The following is a 24,662-nucleotide window of genomic DNA, read 5'->3' on the forward strand; positions in this document are numbered from 1 at the left end:
TTTGTTTAAAAGTGGATGAATTTAACTTGTAAATCGTTAATAAGCAAAGTACCTCAAGAGAATCGTCTCATTGAGGTACTTTCGTATTTTTATAAAGTAATGACAAACTCTTTGATCGCTTTACCTATTTCTTCAGGATGATCTTCTTGTATAAAATGAATCCCATCTCCTACATTTACTGATTTTAGATTGGGAATATTTTCGATGATCCAATTCTTTACCGGCTCAGGCATAAATGCCCCAGGTTCTGCATAACAGAATAATTTAGGAATGGTCGATTTCGATAATTTAGTCCTATAATTCTCCACTACTGAGGCCATTAGTTCAGGTTTACCATTTAAAGGCACTTGTGATACCCATTTCCATATAGGCTTTCTACTTTCCACAATTTTAAAGGGTGAAGTATATCCTTCCACTTCTTCCTCAGTCAATCCTCTGGAAACCCAAGTAGGCAACACATTTTGTAAGAAGATATTGTCTTCGCAAATCATTTTCCAACCATTTTCTCCTCTTAATTGATGGAAGAAATCAATAGTTGCTGAGTCAAAGAAAGTTCCAATATCTTGGATTATTCCTTCCATAAATGCAATGGCTTTTACATTGCTTTCATGCATTGCAAAATAATGGAATCCAAGACCCGATCCCCAATCATGAAGAACAAGAATAACATCTCTAAGATTTAAAGTATCGATTAATTTTTCAACATACATATACTGTTCAGCGAAAGTATAATCTATAGCCGGTTTATCTGATTTACCCATTCCAATTAAGTCGGATACATAAATAGGATGATCTGTTGAAGCGACTATTGGAGCAATATTTCTCCAGATAAAAGCATTGGATGGATTGCCATGAAGGAATAAAATGGGTGATTTTGAACTCTCTTCGTTGGCCGTAAGTACATGCATATTGGAGCCATGTACGCTAATGTTTTTTGATTGCATTAAGTAGGTTATTATTTAATTTTCAATAGTTTCTTTAATGTAGTAAAGGTATTGTATTTCAAATCGAATACATACTTAAAAGGTTCAATAGAAAGAAAATACAATTTTTTGTAACTTTAATTAGCAATTAAAACAAACTATCCTATGAACTCTAGCTCTAAAATACAGATTGAAAAAAGTGACAGTCACTTAAAAATTACTTTTAAATGGTATCAACCTCATGCATTTTTTCTTGATTTCTTTTGTATAGCATGGAATAGCTTTTTGACCAATTGGTACTCTTCTGATGGAGATTTAAATTCCTATCTCCATCCATCAAAATAATATATATGTCAAAAGGACTTCATTGAATGAAGCAGTATTGAGTCCTTTTATTTTCTTAATTTTGAGGTAGTATATATTTTATTTTAGGTGTATGTATTACATTTGTTATAAATAAAACAGTAGTTTAAATTTTTTATCAATACAATTTTTCAATTTTTTAGAATAATTTTTTTACTCCTTTTTCAACTTGTTTTCATTAAATCGTAGTAAGGCAAAGAATAAATTCACTCCTTTTTTTCAGGTATATATTGATATATGTATGCATAAGTACACTTATTAGACATCTAGATACAAATGGTATTTATAGGGCCAAATAAGTATTAATGAACACATTAGACAAAATAAAACACTGAAAATCTGCCTTATATGTAAATTTTACATTTTATGGAATCAAGGATACATCGAATAAATCATTAGGCACAGTGAAGCATAGGGCCTCGACCTACCTTTAGAATGTGATTTTTTCAGGCCGAGTTTATCACACACACATTTTTACAAAAACTCCTATTGCTAATTGGCTTAGTGAAATGAATGATGAAACAAATGAAAAGAATTTTTACAGTTTTTAACCTGCCAAAACTAAACTATCGTCTTTTCTATCTAATGAGTATTCTTCTATTTATAAATGTAGATACGATTGCTCAATCTAGACAGATATCGGGTAGGATTACTAGTGCAGAAGACAAATTACCATTACCAGGTGTAAACGTTCGTATTAAAGGAACGACACAAGGAACAGTATCCAATTTTGATGGAGATTATTCTCTTCTTGTAGAAGAAGGGGAAACAGTCGAATTCAGTTTTATTGGTATGGTTCCACAAGAGATTGTAGTGACTACCCAGAGCAAGATTAATGTTTCTTTAGAAGTAGATGTTCAAGTACTTGATGAAGTAGTGAAAATCGGTTATGGCGAACAAAAGAAAAAAGAAGTATCAGGAGCTGTGGCTCATGTGAAAAGTGATGCTTTCGAAGCTTATGTTTCAGGAGATGCTTCTCAAGCATTACAAGGACAAATTGCTGGTGTAAATGTGACTACTTCGGGTTCTCCAGGTGCAGATGCCGTTGTACAAATTAGAGGAGTGAGTACTGTCTCTGATGTTGCTGGAGCAACAGAACCTTTATATGTTGTTGATGGAATTCCTCAAAATGAAAATCCTCGATTGGCACCTTCAGAGATTGAGTCGATGGATATCCTAAAAGACCTTGCATCTTGTGCTATCTATGGTACAAGGGGTGCAAATGGTGTAATATTGATTACAACTAAGAAAGGTAGTGCCGGAAAGTTGAATGTATCATTAGATGCATCTTATGGTGTAAAAAACATCACATCGGGTATTGAGTTGATGAATACGCCTGAGCAACTCTATTTTGATATGGTAAAAGAAAGAAATAGAGGATCTAATGATTTTGATAACTCTACGAACTTACCTATTCCAAGAAACCCTGCATTCTTCCAAAACAACACCAACCTTTCTGATGTAGTTATTGTAGATAACCAACCTACTCAAAATTACAATATTGGTGTAAATGGTGGATCTAAAGGTTTAACATATAACCTTACAGGTGGATTCTATGATGATAGAGGACCGTTGATCAACTCTGGCTTCTCAAGATATAATGGTAGAGCGGGTGTTAGATATGATAGAGGAAAGTGGGATATCAACTCGTCTGTAGCTATTGGATCTGAGAAAATTGAAAGAACCAGTTCAGGGTTACTGACTCAAACAATTAAGTATGCTCCATATAAGCCTGTTTTAGACCCGAACAGTGATGCTGCATTTGTTGATGTGGGTAATGCTTCTACAACCAATAGTGTACTAGAAACAATGAAAATGGAAGATGTTGCTTTTAGAGATCGAATGCAAGGTAATATTAGTGCAGCTTATGAAATCATCGATGGACTAAAATTAAATTCGAACTTAGGAGTAAGCAATGTCAATGAGTTCAGATATAAATTTAAGCCTTTTATCGAGAACTATGATGAGGACGGTATTCTTCAATCTGATCCAGCTAACTCATATGTGATCAATGAATCAGCAAGAAGAACTTCAATGTCTGCTGATGTTCGTTTGTCTTACTTAAAGAAATTTGGTAATCACAAGATTACTGGTGTAGTGGGTTCATCTTTTGAAACTCATACTCGAGACAGTTTTACAGCTCAGAAAAATGGAGTTGTAGATAATTCGATCCGTGTATTAGATGGTGCTGTTTTGGCTGCATCAGCAACAAACGGCTACAATTATAAATACAATATCATTGGTACATTAGGTCGTATTACTTACGATTATAAAAGTAAGTATATGGTCTCGTTTAGTGGCAACTATAATGGTAACTCAAAGTTTGCTTCTGATAAAAAATGGAAGTTCTTCCCTTCTGCTTCTGCAGCATGGAATGTATCTGAAGAAGGTTTCTGGGACAATATGAGACATGTGGCTAACAACCTAAAAATCCGTGGTTCTCATGGTCAAGTAGGTGGACAAAGTTTTTTACCGTACTCAGATCAGGCAACAATTCAAAATGGGTATGATTATCCATTTGGTTCAGGAGGGTTCCCTACTTTATACTATGGATCGGCTCAACAAAATTATGCTAATGGAAATGTTCAATGGGAAACATCAATCCAAAATAACGTAGGTATCGATCTAGGTTTCTTTGATAATAGATTGACGATTACTTCGGATGTGTATCATACACAAAAATCAGATATGTTATTCCCTGTTCAGTTACCTCCTTCTTCTGGTGTGACTGGTCCTGATTCGAAACTGACCATGAATATCGGTAATATGGTCAACAAAGGTTTTGAATTAGCTGCTACAGTAAAAGGCAGAAAGAAATCGCTCAACTGGAGTATCACAGGTACATTTACTAAAAATGAAAATGAAATTACCAGTTTAAATGCAGATAACTTTATATACACTACCGACCCTGGTTTAATCTCTGGAGCTGGAGCTTCTTCTAAAGTAACTGTTTTTGCAGAAGGTTATGAAGCAGGTGCATTCTTCTTATATCAAACGGATGGTGTTATCCAGACTGAAGAACAATTAAGAGCTTACCAAGAAATTAAACCCGATGCGAGAATGGGTGACTTAGTGTATGTGGATACTAATAATGACGGTAATATCACAGACGAAGATAGAGTGTATATGGGCTCAGGATTCTCTGATTGGGAAAGTGGTCTTATCTTCAATATTTCATGGAAGGGATTTGATTTTATGATGCATTGGTATGCAGCAATTGGTCATGAAGTAATGAACGGATCTAAAGCAATGGCTTACTCAGAAGGTAGACATAAAGATCAAGTAAATACATGGAATAGAGCAAATCCTACTGCCGATATTCCAGCTTGGAGAGGCACAACAAAAGAACATGATAACTTCAGAGCATATACTGATTTATGGTTAGAGGATGGTTCTTATATAAGACTTAAAAACATCCAAATCGGATATACTCTACCTAACAATATTATTAAGCGTTTAGGAATGACCAACTGTAGATTTTTTGTATCTGCACAGAACCCACTCACTTTTACAAAATATGAGGGGTATGACCCTGAAGCTGCAGGTAATGGAGTTTCTTCAAGAGGCCTAGATAAAGGAAATTATCCAATCTCGGCATTGTACCTAACAGGTTTTAAGTTGAACTTCTAAACCAATTAAAATGATGAAATTGAATATTAAAGAAATAGTAAAATTCGGTTGTTATGTAGTTCTAATGGCTGCATGCATTGGCTGTAATGATTTCTTGACAGAAGATAATCCAAATGCCAAACCAAAGAAAGACTACTTTACTTCTTTATCAGAATCTGATAAAGTATTAACGGCTACTTACTCTGCCCTTTTAAATCACTATAATCTAAATATCCTCGAAGAATCTTGGCGTTCTGATTTAGGTTATCCATCGGTTTCAAGTGGTAGACCTGCCTTAAGTAGTGCTGGAGAATCTTGGTATTTTAAAACATACACAAATTCCCAAAAGGAAATCAACAAAAAATGGGAAGCTTTATACATAGGTATCTTTAGAGCCAATCAATTAATTGAAGGCTTAGAAGGTCCATTGGGAGACCAAAGAGAAAATGAATTCTGGATACTACAAATGGCAGAAGCTAGATTATTAAGAGGTATCTTTCATTTCTGGGCCTACCAAACTTTTAATAACGGTAGAGTGATTATCAGAGATAATGTTCCTGTGGAATTAGAGGAATTCAATATCCCTGTTTCATCAAAAGAAGAAGTAAGGGCATTTATCCTTGAGGATTTTGAATATGCCTATGAAAACCTTCCTGCTACTTGGGGTTCTGATGCACAAGATGAACTTTCTGCAGGTAGAATGAATAAGGCTATTGCTACCATGTTTCTTGCCAATTTCTATTTCTTAGAAGCCCCTGCCACTGTTGATGGAGATGGTATTGAACCAGATTATGAAAAAGCTTTGATGTATTATCAAGAGATTGTAAACAACTATAACTTCCAACTAGTAGGCGACCCTGAATTGATGTTTACTAGAGCTGGCGAGTTTAACAATGAAGCTATCTTTGAAATTATCTATGACGATAACTTAAGACCTGAATTGGATCGTTTTGATGAGCAATCGCCAAGTAACCGTATGGCTAGATATTCTGCTCCGGGTACTATGGGTGGTCAGAGAGTGATGACTCCTACCGCTTGGTTAGCTTATAAATATAAAACAGAGAATATTGATCCTCTTGATAGTAGAAATACAGTAACGATTATTGATTTAGATTCAAAAGAAGAAATTGAAACACTGAGAACTATTTCTCTTCGATCTTCGGCAAGTGTGGCATTGGTCAACGACTTATATACCACTTACTATCGTTCTGGTATCACTCCAGCAGTTGTGCCATTTGGTAAGTATGAGTTTGCATATTTCAAGAAGTATACAAATCATGATATTGTAACAACTGAAAATAACCTTCCAAAAGGTTCTTGGTATTCGGGTAAAAATATCACTATCCATAGGTTATCAGAAGTATACTTAAATATCGCTGAATGTTACCTCCAAAAAGGGGATGTGACATCAGCATTGAAGTATATCAATGATGTAAGAGCAAAATGGGGTTTAGTACTCCTAGGTTCTTCTGTTCAGGGAGAGTATGCTGATAGAACTTACGATGAATTAGTGTATTCAGTTGATCAATTAATGGATCATTTAATGTTCACAGAAAAGCCTCTTGAACTTTCGGTTGAAGGACATTCAATTCGTTGGATAGATCTTAGAAGATGGGGGAAAATTAGTGAGGCATTTAAAAGAGCTTCGGAGCAGGTTTTCTATGGTGCTAGGTTCCAGTTTATTGATCCAGCAACAGGTAATAAAGTGAACCGTAATAAGTCGGAATTATTCGAAGGTTCAGACCCGAAAGGTACTAGTATTGACTTGATTGATTGTGTAGATGCTGCCAACAATTACATTCCAGAGGTACATGATTATTATCCACTTCCTCTTGAAGAAATTATTTCAAACCCTAACCTAGGTCAATAATTACAATGAGAAAATTAAATTATATATATATCAGTATTCTTGCTTTGTTGGCCTTAGGTTGTAACAAAGACAACGAAGAAGAAATCCCTGCCTTTTCAGATGTTTCTTGGTATACAGAAGCAGGAGGTTGGGCACATGTTAACCTTGCGAGAGAGGTTGGACAATCGCTTTCTTTTATGGACTTATCGCAAGGTGTTTATTCACATGAATGGGTACTTGATAGTGGAAACTATTATATCGAAGGTGACTTTGTAAAAGGTGATGACCTCACCAATTTTATCATTCCTGATATGGGACTTTCGTCTGATGCGTACAACATCAATGTGTTGTTTATGGAAGAAGGTTTACAGGGCGTTAGATTGCATAATAAATTTTATCATCCTGTTCAATATATTGGTTACAATGGTAGTCAGGAATATGCCGATACACTTACTTCATTTATGGATGAAGAAGGAATGTGGGTGATCGATACTACTTTTTATGTGGATGTTTATGGTGTGATTGAGCCTGAAATTTCTATTGAAATGGAAGGGGAAGTTTTAGCTTATATCTATGCAGACTCAATGGTTTACCTTGAAAATGGAGAGCAGAAAGTCGTAACAGATATGGAAAATAAGGAAGCATGGCCAACATTTAATATCGAAATGGGTAGTGAATTAACCTATAAGGATAACACTACTAAAGGCCGTACAGATACAAGAACTTGGACATTCCCTACTAATGCCACAGTAAACGGTTATGACAATGAAGGGAACAGTAATCTTGATCCTGAGAATGCCATCTCTGTCGAACTTGTTTTCAATGAGTTTAGTAATAGTGCAGGTGGTAGCGTTGAAGTAGAACGATCACTTGAGGTGGTAGCAAGTAAATCGAAAGTATCGCTTCCTTTTTATATTACTATCGTACCTCCAGAATTAAAAGCAACCTTTAAGGTATACCATAGAGGAGTCGAAATTTTGCATATCGATGAAGATGATATGCCGAATGAGGACAACACTACTTGGCCTACAATTGATATTGCTTTGGATGATGAATTAGTCTTCGAAGATTTAACTAATGACGCTGTAGAACTTACAAGAGCTTGGAACTTTGTTAGCGGAGCAAAAGCAGGTGAAACAGGTACAGAACAAACTGAAACGAACACTTATAATACATTAGTTTCAGGAGTTCAGATTGGTAGTTTTACTGTTTCAAGAACCATCAATAAAGAAGAACAAACTTCAACGAAAGTGATTCCATTAAATATTAATGTAGCTTTAATACAAGATGGTGATACCGAAGTATTGGGTGATGTGACAACATCAGATGAAATCAGCAATACAATTTCTTTCTTTAGTAATGAAGTTTTACAGGACATCCCTTCAGAATCGATCAATGATTTTGCCATCTCAGGAAATGATTATAATGAGGTAGCCTTAAGTTTATCGATCACTTCAGTCGCTTTAAATCCTGATAATAAAAAAGAAGTGATCGTTACATTAAACGATAATGTCTATAACTCAGATCAATTACAATTGAGTTATAATGGAACAAAAATTATGTCGAGAGCTGAGGTTCCTCTAAATAGTTTTGATAAGACAGTAGTTCCAGTAAATAATAGTGCTCAAATCATCAATGAGACTTTTAAAAGCTTTGAAGAATACAAAGGGAAAGATACTGGTGGTAATGCAAAAGGTTGGATTTCATCTCATGATGGTGCTCCAAAAGATAGTCGTTATTTCTATTTCCAACGTACAGATGAAAAAGCATCAGACGGAGAATATAGTATGAAGTTCTTCGCTGATTATGATTTAGCTGACATCAGTAAAGATAAAAAAGTGGAAACTTCAGTAAATGAAGGGCATGAATTATCTGTTCCTGAAGGGGTTTACGAAGTAACAGTAGATATCTTTGTTGTAGATGGTACGATCACCTCCCCAGCTGATGAAAATCTTGAAATCAAATTAGTTGGAGATGCCACTTTAGCCTATAAGGTAGATTACAACGCTTTACCAAGAGGCGAATGGACTACGATTACTCTTAAGAAACCATTTGGTCCTAGTAATAGCACTTCAAAATTAGTAATTCAGTTTGCTAGTGATGTATCTAGCTCTGGGAACGTAAATTTCTATATTGATAATGTTTCTATGAAAGCTCTTCAAGTAAGACCATAGTATAACGATTATAATAAAATATCCCCTCTCGTTATTTTAGTAGGTAATCTATTAAAATACGAGAGGGGATATTTATTTAAAACTCAATCTTGTAAGCTAATGACGGTATGATAATTTGTGCATCATCTTTCTCCAATCTTTGAGTTTGATAATTGTACAAATAGCCATAATCATCCTTACTACCGAGGGCATTTAGTAGTTGCAATTTCCATGTTCCCGTATGTCTTCTTTTATTAATTTTCCAATAAAATGAAATGTCTAAACGGTAAGATGGATCTTGTTTCACTGTATAAATTTTAGATTCATCATAAATGACCTCTTTATTATCCATACTCTCTTCAGTATCTAAAGGTGTGGTATATTTTCCTCCAAGAAAATTCAATCGGCCACTAAGTCCCAATACTTTGTTTTTTGATTTTCCTACTACCCATTCTTTACCATAGATCGCATTCACTACAAAACCTCTATTGTATCTTGTATTACGCTCAATTCCATCACCTCCTTTATATTTCGAATCAAAAACAGAACCGGTAAACATATAGTAAAATCCTTGGTCTAAACTTCTTGATAAAGTTATATCTACTCCCATGTTTTCACCTGTTCCTGTTCCTTCCAATTTATCTTCATATAACCATTGAGCATCAATATTGATTGCCGAGTAAGAACTATCAGGAATCACTGGAATATCATAAAGACGTTGGTAGTAGGGTTCAATGCTTAGACTAATTTTTTCATTAATATTCCAATCATATGAAAAAACATAATGATGTGATTTAGATAGCGGCAAAGAGGTATTGGGTTGAGTAACTACTCCATTTTCTTCAATTTCACTAAAATACAATGGCAATGGTTCTAGTTTAGAATGTTTACCATATGCAAATCCAATAGACCTGTTTGGAGAAAGTTGATAAGATAAACTTGCCCTAGGCTCAAACGTTAACTCATCGTTGAAGTTTACATATTGGCTATGGATACCTACATTTAATTTTAAACGAGAAGATAAATCAAATTGAGACTGTGTAAAAAACTGATAGGTATTAATCGTACTTTCTTCATCTAAGTAAGTATACAGCGGATCTTTAAATTCTGGAGAGAATGCTAAACTAGAATTGTAATGCAATTGATTTACAATTACTCCCGTTCGGTTAAAGTGAGAGGCATTAAATTTATGTTGTAATACCGTTGAGGCTGTCCATTTATTATTTTTAATACTTAAGTCAGCCGTTGGAAAAGCGTCTAACTGGAAATCATAACGCTCTTCTTCGTACCTCTTGTACTCTTGTGATGCTACAATAGATGTTTTTAAGAAGGTTTTATTGCTAAATGAATAATTATGAGTTACACCTAGAATTCCGGTTCTAAATGTACCTAAGTCTGAGTAACTGTCATATTCAGAAATCCATTCTGTAGTATCGGTATTCGCCCTAGAATCAATACCATCTATTAAACCTAAACCCCAAATAGAAAATACACCCGCTTTTTGGGTTGGAACATTAATTTTAAAACTAAGGTCTTGATAAGTTGGGATACCATTATCTTCGGGTAAGATAGGCTTTATTAGTGCTAAGGTAGAATATCTATAATTGAAGAGATATGACGCATTACTATTTTTCGAAAATGGACCTTCAGAAGATATATCCAAACCTAATGTTCCCAACTGAACGGCATGTTCGGCTGTTTCATTATTTCCGTTTCGGAATTGCATATCGAAAACACCAGACATCGCATTCCCATATTCGGCAGGGAAGGCTCCGGTTAAGAAATCAGAATCCCCTAGCATTAATCCACTTAAGGCAGAAATAGCACCCCCTCCAAAAGAACCAAGGCCTCCAAAATGGTTAGGATTAGGAATTTCTACTCCTTCTAATCTCCATAAAACACCTTTAGGAGCATTTCCTCTAATAACCACTCCATTATCGTCTAGATTTCCAGTAGTTACACCGGCAAAAGAGGCCACTACCCTAGCGGGATCATCAAAAACAGCTAGTCTTTCTGTTTGTTCTACTGTAAAAGATTGACCACTTACACTGACCATTTCATTTAAAGTTTTACCATTGCCTTCTGAAGCCCGAATCACCACTTCTTCCATCTGAGTGATACTCTCTTTTAACGGAATCGTAAGGACTAATTCCTTAGCAGAATTCAGCATCAAATTATTCACCATTACAGGCTCATACCCCATCAACGTTACTTTTACATTCTGTCGACCTACCGGAACACCTTCCAATCTGAAGTTACCTTGATCATCTGCCACAATACCTAAAGGTGCTTCCAAAGAAGTAACAATTATAGTAGCAAAAGGCAGAGGAGCTTTAGAGGTAGCGTCGACAATCTGACCTCTTATGACTTGAGTGAGTTCTTGCGAAAAGACAGTTGTTGCTAATAGTAAGCATAGCATAGAACAAATAGTTTTTTTCATCATTTGAGTAATTGTTTTGAGAGCTTTTTATTTTGTTTACATGTTGATGACACCAACAGAATGATTTACCCCTATCCGATGACGAAAAAAAAATTATTCTCCCTTTTGAAGTGCTATATCAGTTATTATTCAAATAGAAATACAAAAAACAATTGTGATGAAACGAAGTAACGTCTATCCACTTGGTTACTTAATAATTATTATATCCACATGTTTAATCCTTAAAATGATACATTGTTACTTTGTGTGATATTTACAAAAATCTGTTATCAACATTCCGCTTATAATGAAGACCATAAAAATGATAAGTAAGCTGATAAAGCTCTACTACAAAAGAAATGATCAATCTCTCATTTCTAAGAAACTATAAATTTGCAATACAAATATATATTTACATTTATTCACTTCTTAATTGTTAGGGAGTAGCTATTGACTATCAATGGATTAATAAAAGCAGTTTTTGAGGATGTAAATTATGTTATTCTGTGGTATAATTTTCGTTGTTGAGACCACGGATAAGCATTTTTACCTAACAACAAACAAGCTTGTCTAACTTTTTAAGCAGGTTAATATTCTTTACGAAAGTATCAAATGAACTTCAAGTGTAACTATTTAATACTATGCAGTATAGTATTTAGTTTCTTTGCCCCAGTTCATGCCCAATTTCCTTCTGACGGACATACTGAAAATGATCCGAGAAAGGTAGTAGATGTGAAAAATGCATCATATTATGGGTATGTGGGTGACGAAGAAATTCGCGACATTGCCATTGGATCAGATGGCTCAATTTATTTAATCGGTAAAACTTCTAGTGATACAAATATCGCTAGTAGTGGTGCACATCAAGAGTCTATTAATGGTGAGGCCAATACCGGATTATCAGATGCATTCCTTGTAAAAATGGATGAAAAAGGCACAACCCGCCTTTGGAGTACCTATTATGGTAATGCAGATGCAGATGAAGGTAACGCTATCGCGTTACATAACGATGATGTCTACATCGTGGGTACAAAGTCAGATCAAGCATTTTTGGCTAAGTTTTCTTCCGAAGGGGCACTCATTTGGGAAAAAACCTTTGGCACCGCCACCACAAGTAATGGTATTGATATTAGCATTACGAATACGCAAATATTTGTGATGGGGCATTATTTCGGAGGGAGCACAAATAATGCATTTGTCACATCCTTTGACTTCAATGGCCAACTTATTAAGGAACAAACCATCGAAGGTGATGTACAGTTCTTATCCAATATGACTACGGATAATACCAACGTATATATCACAGGATATTTATATGATGACACTAAATTCCCTTCTTCTTCTGGGCAGATAACATTGAGTAGTGATGGATTTGTAGCTAAAGTAAATAACAACAATACCTTTGAATGGGCCCGTAATTTTTCTACAAGTTTTAAAGACGAACCTATCCAGATTGAGTATAACAGTAACCAACTTTATGTAGCAGGGCAAACTAAAAAGAGTATCTCTATTGTTAAGATTGATCAGTTTTCTGGAAATGAAAATAAAACACTAGTTGATAATTATGGAGGATCAAAAGTAGAGACGGTTCAAGGACTTACTATAGATTCAAAAGGTAATATTTTCATTACCGGAATTACAGAAAGTGACAACTTGATTTCTTCATCATCAAATGTGATTTATCAAGATAAATTTGGTGGTGAAAAAGATGTATATGTAACAAAATTCAACTCCAATGGATCAGTAAATTGGGCCACATACTTCGGACATACAGCTACCGATGAAGGTCTCTGCATCGCATTAAACTCAAAAGATGCTATTTACACTGCAGGTATGGCAAGTAGCCATGAAAATATAGCTACTGATGATGCTTACGATAGAGATTATAATGGTGCAAGAGATGGTTTTTTCTCCGAATTTCATGATTTATACATCACAAAAGACCCTAAAAAACAGAAAGTAGGCTACGGAGAGAGTGCACAATTTACTGCAAAGGCAGAAGGCTCAATCATTAATAATGACATCGAATACCAATGGTACTATAAACCCAAAGGAGGTAATAGTTGGTCAAAAGTAACTACATCAGCTAATGCGAACAGTACAACATTAGAGATCCTCAACTGTGATGAATCCCATGCAGGATTTTATAAATGTGTGGCGTATAGTGAAACTGTGGGGCAAGTGGTACATACTTATCAAGCAGAACTAGAGGTGATTACTATTACTGTATCAGACGGAAATTTCTGTCTTGATGGAACCTCAACCCTCACTACAGTAGATTTCTCTGGTAACCCTGACGTTACTGATGTCACCTACACATGGACCGCTTCGCCTAGTGCTACCGCAGGATTGCCTTCGAATACGAATTCATCGAGTATTGAAGTACACCCAACGTATGCCGGTGAGTATACTTATTCTGTAGTCGTAGATTATACCGAAAATGGAGAGGTAAGTCAATTGGCGGTATCTGCAGACTTAACGGTATTGCCTATTCCGCATGTTGATGCTACCAACTTAAAAACGGCCTTCTGTTCCAATGAAGAAACTAACATTGTATTGGAAACGATCTTTCAATACGATATCAATGATGACGACCCAAACAACCGTCAAGACAATAATAATTGGAAAAATGATCCGACAAGAGTAATCAACTATACATGGACCGTTAATGATAATTCTAATGTCATTGGTTATGAAAATGGCAATATCAATAGTACTACAAACAGTACCGTTAATGCTATCAAACATGTTTTAATTAATACATCGAAAACAGACCAAAAAGTAACTTACAATATTGGGGTTTCCTTAACGGATGGTTGCCCAACAGATCCACCGGTGGATATTATAGTCTACGCTTCTCCAGAAGTAGACGCCGGAGAAGATCTTACGCTTTGTGAAGGAGATGAAAAAGTACTTCTAACAGGGTTTACACCATCAGATGGCGTTTGGAGTGGAGACGGAATTGTACAGAATGGGAATGATTATTATTTCGATCCTCAAATGACAGGTACCGGAGAATATACATTAACACTAACTGCAACAGATGCTAATGCTTGTAACAATTCAGATACAAGAAAAGTGACAGTCAATCCTCTGCCCACTTTTACTGCTCAGGCCGTAGCTCCACAAATTTGTTCTGAAGACAACAGTGAAATAACATTAGAAGCCATCAATTCACCTAACATTACGTATCGTTGGATTGTAAAAGACATTACTAATGTTGCTGGTGCTACAGATGGAGAAGCCACAGTCACAGATGGATTATATACGATTCAACAAAAGCTAACCAACAGTAGTTATGTAATAGGTAGTGTTACTTATGATATTACACCCGTATCAGATGGTTGTGAAGGTCTACCTAAAGAGGTGACAATTGAGGTAAACCCCACTCCTACATTAGCACCAATTGATGCTATTGAATTGTGTTCTGATATTGAAGAAAGTATTTCATTAACTGGTGATGTAGCGAACACTACTTTCTATTGGGAAGTGATTGAAAACAATGGAAACTTAGTGGTTTCTGATGGTTCATCTACCACCTTATGGAAATTAAAAATTGAGAATAAGACCTACCAAACACAGGTAGTGAAATATAGAATATATACTGAATATAATGGCTGTTTGGGTGATGAACAAGAAGTTATCGTTACTGTACAACCACATGTTGACTTCACTATTGATAATCAATTACCCGAATTTTGTTCAGGTGAAAATGCTTCAGTAGATGTAAGTTCTGATATCATCAACGCTCCAATCTATTATTCATGGAAAGTGACGAACCAAAGTCCAAGTTTTACCATGTCCCAATACGATGGTTCTATAATAGCGAATGATGGTAATAGTACTGCCCTATTTCAAGAATTAATTATCAATAACACCAATCAAGATCAAACAGTGATTGTAGAAGTCACTTCTTCAGCAAACAACTGTGATGGTGAAAAACATAATTTCTCTGTGGTAGTCCACCCTACCCCAGTGGCTGAAATTATTACAACCGGAACCCCGATAGAAATTTGTGGTGATGCCAACTTACTTTTAGAAGCGAATACTGATCACTCCTTATCAGGAACGACTTATCAATGGTTATTAGATGATGTGGAGATAACTGGAGCGATAAATCCAACCTATACAGCTACAACGGCAGGTCGATATACCATTCAAGTTTCCTACAAAGGTTGTACATCTACTTCTGATTATTTTGAAATTATTCAAGCCTCAGATGTTCAAGCGGTCATTACACCATTAGCTAAAAGTGAATTTTGCTATGATGAAGATATTAATGTCATCATCAGTTCTCAGAATACTGCCGATGATTACATTTGGTACAAGGACAATGTAGAAATCACAAGAGGTAGTAATGAAATTACAGCTACTGAAGCTGGAGTATATAAGCTCATTACTATTGATGGTGGAGGGTGTACTTCTATACCTGACGAAGTAAGCCTAACAGTCTTACCAAAACCAACAGTAATCATTTCAGCAGACGAAAGTGTTTTTTGTATTGGAGACGTGATTTCTACCAATTTCACTGCAAGTACATCAGGAGAATCTGGATCTTTCCAATGGCTAAAAGAAGATGATATCAGCAAGAAGTTTGTTGACATACCTGGTGAAACAAATGCTAACTATAACGGCACAGAAATAGGCAATTATCAGCTTAGATTTACGACAACTGAAGGATGTATTGTCTATTCTAATATTTTATCGATTTCACACCATCCTATAGTTATTTCGGATGCTGGTGATGATCAAACTGTTTGTCAGGAAAGTACTATTAGTATTGGATCTACAGCAATTGCAAATTACACTTACACATGGAAAGCGTTAACGGAAAATGCTCCAAACTTATCTGATATAAGTAGTGCCAATCCAACGGTATTACCCACATTAACGACTATGGCTGATACTTTTGAATATGAAGTAACGGTCACCGATGTGAATACAGGTTGTCAAAATACAGATCGTGTTGAAGTAGTTGTTGCTCCATTACCAATCGTTTCTATAGATTTTTCAAATAAGGTAGTTTGGTGTGGAAATGAAGATATCAATACTGAATTAACAGCAAATATTAGTAATCTTAGCGATCTAGTTGATGTCGAATATTTATGGACCGACGAAAAAGGAACCTTATTAGGTACAGATGAAACAATAACGGTGACGAGCGTTGGCGAATATCAGTTAGAAGTGAAAACCAATAATGATTGTATCGCTTCTACTAAAATTACTGTCACCCAATATGATGAGCAAGCACCAGTAGTCTTGATCGATGATGTACAAGTAGAAGATAAAGAGATCTGTGATGGTGAAAGTGTTGTTCTAAAAGTGACTCCTTATGACAATAACTTAACCTATACTTGGGTCAACGAAAATGATGATCCTGTTGGTAACGGAGAAACAATCAATGTAAGCAAAGCAGGTAGTTATAAAGTAAATGTCACAATTGGTGAAGGCTGTAATGAGACCTCTGATGCTGTCGATATCATTATCAAAGAACTTCCGGTGGCTACTATTTCAACTACAAATGCGACCGATTACTGTTTGGGAGAACCTATTAATGTTTCAATCAATACCAATGAAACAGACATGGATACTTACCAATGGTATAAAGATGGTGTTATTATCAATGGTGCGAATGATAAAGTATTAATCGCAACAACTGCTGGAAGTTATACTTTAATCGTAACAAAAAATGGTTGTACATCGATTATGACTGATCCTATAGTAATTAAGGAACACAACTACCCAACGGCAACAATTGCTGCAGATCAATTATCATTCTGTGATGGGCAAGAGATCTCTGCTTTACTTACTGCAGAATCTGATATTACTGTAGCATACCAATGGCAAAAGGAAGATAACTCTGGGAATTTTCAAGATATCACAGGGGCAACTTCTAAAACATATACAGCAAAAACAGTTGGGCAATATAAGGTCGTGGTTACCTCAATAAATGGGTGTCAGACAGGATCCGAAGCTAAAGAAGTAAAACAAATTGATCTTCCATCGGTAGCTATAACTATTACCCATGGTGCTCCTGTTATCTGTGAAAATGATTTTGCAGAACTTTCTCTTCCACAAGATCCAAGCTTTATCTACACTTGGTTTAAAGATGGTATAGAAATCCAAGGTGAAAACGAATACAGACTAGTGGTAACAACATCCGGAAATTATCATGCGAAAGTAGAACAATCTACAGGCAACGGTAATGTGAGCTGTGAAGCAGAGACAGACGTTGTGGAAATTACTGTACAGCCTTTACCAACTTTGGTCATTACAGACCCTGGAAACATTTGTCAGTTTTCATCAAAGACCATGGTCGTTACAAGAAACCCTGATGATATTAGTGAAGGAGATATTGTATTAGAAGAATGGTCTGGAACAGACATCACCACTGAAGGTATCTTTACCCCTTCTCAAGGAAATACAACCTATACGCTTACTTATAAATATCAATTCAAATACAATGGGGCAATATCTTCTTGCGAACAAACAGCAAGTATTGATGTATTTGTAGATGAACTACCTCAATTAGATCTATCTACTGTACCTACCAACTTTTGTAATACAGATTCAGATATCAATCTAGATCAATATGGTCCATTTACATCATCAGATGGACTTGGCCAATGGTCAGGAAAAGGAGTTTCGGGAAATATTTTCAACCCTTCTAAAGCTGTTCTTGAGAATGGCGGTGCAGTGGGTATTATTGAATTAACTTATACTTTTATTAGTGATACAGGTTGTGAAAGTAAAACTTCGATTCAAGTCAATATCAACAATCCAGAAGATGTAACTGCAGGTCTTGAGCAAGAAATGTGTATCGGTGATGAAACCCTAGTAATGCAAGGTGCTGCTCCTTCTGGAGGTGTATGGAGTGTAGAAACTGCAGGTGCTACCATAGAAGCTGATGGTACTTTTAAACCTGAAACTTCAGGTGAATTCACTGTAGTTTATACCGTAGGAAGCGGTAGTTGTAGAGTAGAAGACAAAAAAGTAATTACTGTACATGAGATGCCTGTGATTGATGCAGGTAACAATATTGAAGTCTGCCTCAACGACCCTGCCTTTGATCTTAGAGCAAAAACATCAGCAATCTATATTGATAGTAATGAAGAAGAATGGAGTGGACAAGGAATCGTTGATGATGAGAATATCATTTTTGACCCTGAAAGTGTTGGCATTGGAAATTATGAAATAACTTTTACGTCAAAGAACCCTACTACAGGTTGTACAACAATAGACCAAGTGTGGGTAAGAGTAACTCCATTGGCTACACCTGATTTCACTTTGGCTACTGACGCGGCCTATTGTGTCAATACGGAAGCAGTCTTTATCAATAATACGTCTGATGTTCCAGGACATACAGTTTCTTACCGTTGGGATTTTGGAGATGGCAGCGGATCTACTGAAAAAGATGGTTACCATACGTTTACCTCTGTTACAGAGACTATTGATGTAACGTTGTATGCTATTACGGATAAGGGGTGTGAAACATCCATCACGAAAACGATCCAAATAGTAGAATCTCCTGCTGCTTTATTCACTATGACTTATGATCCTAGTGGATGTACTCCATTGAATGTAGTATTTGATAATCAATCTGAAGGATATGCCATGAACTACCGTTGGGATTTTGGGAATGGTATTATCTCATCCGATGAGCATCCTTCACCTATTACCTACATCAATGAAGGTCTGAACGATACGACTTATTATGTAACACTGACAGTCAATAATATTTGCGGTACTTCAGTGTTTACGGATTCTATTAAGGTGAAAGCTTTACCTATCGTTGATTTTATCGTCTCGAAGGATACAATTTGTGCTGATGAGGTAGCAGAAATGTACAACTTCACTCAAGGTATTGCTACTAAATATGAATGGAACTTTGGTGATGGAACCCCTATTTTCACTACCACAGAAAAAGGGCTAATAGAGCATGCCTACACCAATGAATCTTCAGAATTTATCACTAGAACTATTTCATTAACGGCCTTTAGTGATTGTGGATCAACTGTAATGAGTAAAAACGTTGTGGTGAAGCCAAAAGAACTTCATGCATTATTTAATGTTACCCCTCAAAGTGGTTGCGAAGGCACTGCTGTTAACATCACAAGTAATCAACTATTAGGACAGAATAAGATCGTTTGGGATATGGGAGATGGTACTATTATAGAAGATAGTATCGCTTTACAGTATGTATATGAAGAGGCAGGCAATTATACCATCACCATGTCTATTAATAACGGTTGTCATTCTGATAGCTATACACAAAATGTAGACATTAAAACTTCTCCTGAAGTAGATTTTGAAATGGTAGATGCCATTTGTATTACAGAAGGATTACAAGTTACCAATACTTCAAATAGTAGTTATACATACTATTGGGATTTTGGAGATGGAGAAACATACAATGGATATACACCTCCAGTAAAATTCTACAGTACAACCGGACCATTTACAGTTAGACTTACAGCTACAGATCCGGTAATAGGTTGTTCAAGAACAATAAGTAAAGAAGTAGAAATTTATGCGATCCCAACAGCATCTTTTAATGTCCCTGATCAGATATGTGGCGGAGAAGAAACTACACTAACTTCTACCTCTGAAAATGTCATTTCTTATCTATGGGAATTTGAAGACGGTCAGATATTTACTTCAGCTGCTGTCACTACAGAGATTACTTATTCTCAAAATGTTACACTTACAGTCACTAACGAGAACAATTGTCAGGATCAAAACACTCAATTTGTGATTGTTACAGGCACACCAATTCCTGAAGATGCCCTCCCTGATTCATTGAATATTTGTATTTCAGGGTCGGAGCAAGTGTGTGTGGATCCAATTATTGGGGCTACTGTTTATTGGACTAAAGATGGAAACCGCCTTACTGAAGACAATGAACTTTGTGTCACTGCAGATGAAGCAGGTGATTATGTTTTAGTGGCCATTGATGAAAACACTGGGTGTACTTTTACAGATACTCTAAAAGTCAACAAATACCAACTTCATTTACCACAAGATGGTGTCTTCTGTGATACTGATGATAGTAATGTCATCTGTCCTGAATTTGATATTGAATTACCGAATAAATCAGATTTCAGTTATCAGTGGACCAATAGAAATACAGGTGAACAAGTCACTTCAGAATGTCTTCCAACTGTTGGAATGTCTGTTGGTCTTCAAAGTTGGGACCTAACAGTTGTAGATGATAAAGGGTGTACATTATCGGGGAATACAGAATTCTACATTGTAAAAGAACTTGTAGCCAATGTAGAAGATAAAGAACTTTGTGATGATGGAGAGCCGGTATATCTGATCGCTCAGGATCTTAGTCATTACGATTGGGCTACTTACAGATGGTGGTCTATTTCAGATCCTTCTACAATTATTGGTACTGATGGTACTTTACTGATTGAAAAAAATGGTCGTTATGTTGCTGAAATTACCGATACAAGATCTGGTTGTGTTGTTTTAGATACAGCTAGAGTGACGGTATATCCAACTCCTGAATTTTCAATTATTGGATACGATGGCCCACTTTGTAATTCTATGGATACTCTAATGGTCGATAACACCAACATTAGTGGACTAAAAGTAGAATGGTCTGGTGATTCGTTTATTGGAGATCCTAATGGTTTATCCATTGTTGTTAACCAAGCTGGCGTTTATTACGCCACAGTCACAGACTTAAATAATCCTCTTTTATGTTCTAGAACAGAGATGATCAACGTTGAGGCATATCCTGTTCCACAATTGAACCTAAAAGATACCACTGTTTGTTCTGTAGATCTTCCTGCTGAACTTATCGCAGAGGATCCTGAACATGAACCTGGAGTGCAATATAGATGGTACAATATTGATGATCCATCAACAGTATTAAGTACTGATGGAATATACTATGCTGAAAGAGCGGGTGTATATGCTGTAGAAGCCTTTAATGAAAATTCAGGTTGTAGTAATTTGGATACCGCCAGAGTTCAAGTAGACCATACGCCTACATTCAAAATTTTAGGCTACGATGCACCAACTTGTGATGAAACAGTTAGGCTTTACCTCGATAAAACACCTTCAGATTCTGTACAAGTAATTTGGTACAAAGACAATATCGAATGGGTTGTAGATCAATATGAAGTAACAGTCTTTGAAAGTGGAGCATATAGAGTGACGATGACCAATATTACGAAGCCAACACAATGTGCTTCTGAACAGATCATCAACATTTGGTTAAATGAGAAACCAACGGTTACCGTTAATGATATCGAGACTTGTCAGGATGCAGAAGATGCACTTCTTCGCGCTTCTATTAATATTGTAGACGAGCAAAATAGATACGAATACCAATGGTATAATATCTATCAACCCGATGATGTATTATTTAACGGTATTACATTCCCTGTAAGTGAAACAGGAGATTATTTTGTTCATGTTATCGATACTAAATCTGGCTGTCTTGTGGCGTCAGATACTGCTACTGCCATCTTAAATGCATTACCTACATTTAGTATTGGAGGTTACGATGGTCCAATCTGTGCCAAAAGTACTATTTTAAGTATTGAGGACAGAAGTTTAGTGGGCATACGTTCAGAGTGGTTCTTAGAAGACGAACTTATTGCAACGAATATCCAAAGTTATCAAATAGATCGAAGTGGACGTTATCAGATTATTCTAACAGATACAACGAAAGAGACGAATTGTACATACCAACAAGAAGTTCAAGTAGTATTGAATGATTTCCCTGAGTTAAGTATTAATGACAATGAGGATACTCTTCAAGTCTGTAAAGGAGAAACCTTTGAGTTATTCTATCAGTCTGATAGAACCGTGGATGTTGAATGGAGTACCGGAGAAACAACTGCGTTAATTCAACCAGAAGCTACGGTTAGTCAATGGTATTCTATTGTAGCGACTGACAAGAATGGGTGTCAAAGTGAAGCCAGTATTTATGTCAATGTTCAAGAAGTGGTTATTGAACTTCCAGAGACAGCATTAATCTGTGCAAATGGAGATGATACTGAAATTGCTGTTGACCCTGGCTACAAAACCTACCGTTGGGAAAATGAACTTGGTACAGTGGTTTCACAATCCAATATCCTTTCTACAAATATCACTGGGACTTATACTTTATATGTAAGTAATGAATTAGGTTGTTCTATTGAAAAGTCAATCACACTTAACGGTGTGGATGACCTTACTTTAGAAGCAACTAATTACCCAACTATTTGTGATGATGATGAGTCCGCTACCATTCAAGTAACCGAAGGGTTTAAGTATTATTTCTGGGAAGGTTCTAGTGTTTCAACAGGACCGACTTATGAAGCTTATGAGCTAGGTACTTATGAGGTTGTAGCAGTGACAGAAGCAGGTTGTGAGTATGTATTACAAATAGATGTCACTAACTGCTGTGGGCCTGAAATTGATATGTTGGAGTCTGATAAAGGCAAAACTATTGTCTTCACCCCTCACTCTACCCCTGGAGAAAACGACTTGTTCAAATTAGAATATAAATATGTAGATAGTTTCGAGATGAGAATTTATTCTCGTTGGGGTAATGAAGTATTCTACACAACCAATCCAGAAGATGCTTGGGATGGTAAATTCTCTGGAAAACCTGCTCCATCTGATATCTATCAAGTAATTATCAATTACACTGGATGTTTTGAGGGTGGCGTCAAACAAGAACAAGAAGTCATTCAACTTTACCTAGCAGATTAACATGAAAAAGTTATTTATATATTTAATGTTTATGGGGATGTTTGTTTATCAGACATCCCATGCTCAGTCTCCTCTTTTTTCTCAATACAATACCTCTAATTTGTATACCAACCCAGCTACGGTAGGTATGACGGGAAGTCCCTTTGTAGGGAAAATGGGAGTTAGAGACCAATGGAGTAACCTTGATGGTGGATACCAAACGCAATATGCAAGCTTTGAAATGAATACCTTACAAAAATTGAATGTAGGTTTTCTCGCTTCCAATGATATTGCAGGACACAATGGATTAAATACCATCAACTTATCTGGAGTGATCGGTTATGTTATACCGTTGAATAAGCCAAAACGTATGTACCATGGTAACTTATCTAAAACCTGGTATTTACAACCGGCCTTACAGCTTGGTATTATTAATAAAGCGATCCGTTCACAATACAAAAATATTGATGATATCAATGATGGAACACCTACTCAGAATCTCAACGGGCTTTCAGATTGGTTTCCTGAATTAGGGTTTGGCTTATTAGTGACCAATAAAGAAACATGGTTTGGAGTGGCTGCCCATCACCTTTTCCAAACAGGAGAAGAAGTCGATGATATCAATAATGTTCTTTTACCGCCAGATGTTAGATATACGGTTCATGGTGGAATCTTAAAAGAGTTAAGCAGCAATGATGTTAGTGTAGGTGGTAGTTTTATTTTGAGGGTCCAAGCAGGAATCTATCAAAGTGATTTTACTGTAAATGCCTCTAAAACGATGTTGTATAAAAACAACCAAATTACCATTGGTGGCTCTTTGGGCTATAGAACATTTATCGATTCACAACAAGAATCAAATAGAGATGCTATTATTATCGGTACCTCTGTACGTTTCAATAATTTTGAGTTCGGTTATTCTTATGATTATACCATTTCCAATCTTACTCAAAATACAATGGGCACGAATGAGTATTCGATTGTTATTTACCCATCTTGGGATAAAAAGAAAAAATGGGAGGATAAATACAAGAAACGAAACCATGTCTCTTGTCCTAGTGTAGCTGATCCAAGAAACTACCGTTAATATTGATATCCCTTTTTAAGCTCTTCCATATTTTGGAAGAGCTTTTTTATAAAACATATCTACAATACGTTCTTCTCTATTATTTTTATAGTGAAAGATAAAACATAAACCCAATCACATGGATAATAAAAAAATTCTATATATCGATTTAGACGGTGTAACTGTGGATTACCAACCCTCAGAAAATAAAACAAAAGAGGGCTTCTTTTTGGAAATGTCTCCTATCGAAAATGCCCTTACTAGTATTAGAAAGCTAGCCTCACATTACAATGTTTACTTTCTATCTACTGCCCCTTGGTCAAATCCCAATGCATGGAAAGAAAAACGATTATGGATAGAAAAGCACTTTGGAGATGATTTCAAGAAAAGGTTAATTCTGAGTCATAACAAGCACCTTAACAAAGGAGATTATTTAATTGATGACCGCCCTCATGCCAATGGTGCTGATCAGTTTGAAGGTGAATTGATACATTTTGGAAGCGAACAATTTAAAGATTGGCAGGCTGTTCTTAATTACCTGCTTTGATAAACTCACGCATTGCTATCATTTAGCATAAACTCTTCTAAT

At 36.0% G+C, this 24,662-nt stretch carries 8 protein-coding genes; 6 read left to right on the forward strand and 2 right to left on the reverse strand.

Annotated features, from left to right (window positions below):
* Positions 1-89 precede the first annotated feature (89 nt).
* Positions 90-944, reverse strand: coding sequence for a haloalkane dehalogenase (locus HGP29_RS19995; protein ID WP_168884201.1), 855 nt, complete (start codon positions 942-944; stop codon positions 90-92).
* Between the two features lie 867 nt (positions 945-1,811).
* Here HGP29_RS19995 and HGP29_RS20005 point away from each other — a divergent pair.
* The 3 genes from HGP29_RS20005 to HGP29_RS20015 are packed head-to-tail and all read left to right on the forward strand — an operon-like array spanning position 1,812 to position 8,918.
* A complete protein-coding gene (locus tag HGP29_RS20005; protein WP_168884203.1) occupies positions 1,812-4,916 on the forward strand; it encodes a SusC/RagA family TonB-linked outer membrane protein in 3,105 nt (1,034 codons plus the stop codon).
* A gap of 10 nt (positions 4,917-4,926) precedes the next feature.
* The gene (locus HGP29_RS20010; protein WP_168884204.1) at positions 4,927-6,765 is read left to right on the forward strand and encodes a RagB/SusD family nutrient uptake outer membrane protein; all 1,839 of its coding nucleotides are present in this window, start codon (positions 4,927-4,929) and stop codon (positions 6,763-6,765) included.
* A 5-nt stretch (positions 6,766-6,770) separates the two neighbouring features.
* Positions 6,771-8,918: a hypothetical protein gene (locus HGP29_RS20015; protein ID WP_168884205.1), complete on the forward strand. Its 2,148-nt coding sequence runs from the start codon at positions 6,771-6,773 to the stop codon at positions 8,916-8,918.
* A 76-nt stretch (positions 8,919-8,994) separates the two neighbouring features.
* On the opposite strand, the gene HGP29_RS20020 is transcribed toward HGP29_RS20015, so the two are convergent.
* A complete protein-coding gene (locus tag HGP29_RS20020) occupies positions 8,995-11,340 on the reverse strand; it encodes a TonB-dependent receptor (protein ID WP_168884206.1) in 2,346 nt (781 codons plus the stop codon).
* 588 nt (positions 11,341-11,928) lie between these two features.
* Here HGP29_RS20020 and HGP29_RS20025 point away from each other — a divergent pair.
* From HGP29_RS20025 to HGP29_RS20035, 3 genes are all read left to right on the forward strand, one after another.
* The gene (locus tag HGP29_RS20025; RefSeq protein WP_168884207.1) at positions 11,929-23,031 is read left to right on the forward strand and encodes a PKD domain-containing protein; all 11,103 of its coding nucleotides are present in this window, start codon (positions 11,929-11,931) and stop codon (positions 23,029-23,031) included.
* A 1-nt stretch (position 23,032) separates the two neighbouring features.
* Positions 23,033-24,094 carry a PorP/SprF family type IX secretion system membrane protein gene (locus tag HGP29_RS20030; RefSeq protein ID WP_168884208.1) on the forward strand — a complete coding sequence of 354 codons (1,062 nt, stop codon included), beginning with the start codon at positions 23,033-23,035 and terminating at the stop codon, positions 24,092-24,094.
* A gap of 118 nt (positions 24,095-24,212) precedes the next feature.
* Positions 24,213-24,620, forward strand: a complete 408-nt coding sequence (locus tag HGP29_RS20035) for a 5' nucleotidase, NT5C type (protein WP_168884209.1) — start codon at positions 24,213-24,215, stop codon at positions 24,618-24,620.
* The last annotated feature ends 42 nt before the right edge of the window (positions 24,621-24,662 follow it).

Origin of the sequence: Flammeovirga agarivorans, assembly GCF_012641475.1 — a bacterium.
GTDB classification, from domain to species: domain Bacteria; phylum Bacteroidota; class Bacteroidia; order Cytophagales; family Flammeovirgaceae; genus Flammeovirga; species Flammeovirga agarivorans.

Bases quoted from the DNA above. Each gene is read 5' to 3' on its own strand.
- HGP29_RS20020 (WP_168884206.1), bottom strand. From the start codon at position 11,340: ATGATGAAAAAAACTATTTGTTCTATGCTATGCTTACTATTAGCAACA.
- HGP29_RS20005 (WP_168884203.1), top strand. From the start codon at position 1,812: ATGAAAAGAATTTTTACAGTTTTTAACCTGCCAAAACTAAACTATCGT.
- HGP29_RS20010 (WP_168884204.1), top strand. From the start codon at position 4,927: ATGATGAAATTGAATATTAAAGAAATAGTAAAATTCGGTTGTTATGTA.
- HGP29_RS20025 (WP_168884207.1), top strand. From the start codon at position 11,929: ATGAACTTCAAGTGTAACTATTTAATACTATGCAGTATAGTATTTAGT.
- HGP29_RS20015 (WP_168884205.1), top strand. From the start codon at position 6,771: ATGAGAAAATTAAATTATATATATATCAGTATTCTTGCTTTGTTGGCC.
- HGP29_RS20035 (WP_168884209.1), top strand. From the start codon at position 24,213: ATGGATAATAAAAAAATTCTATATATCGATTTAGACGGTGTAACTGTG.
- HGP29_RS20030 (WP_168884208.1), top strand. From the start codon at position 23,033: ATGAAAAAGTTATTTATATATTTAATGTTTATGGGGATGTTTGTTTAT.
- HGP29_RS19995 (WP_168884201.1), bottom strand. From the start codon at position 944: ATGCAATCAAAAAACATTAGCGTACATGGCTCCAATATGCATGTACTT.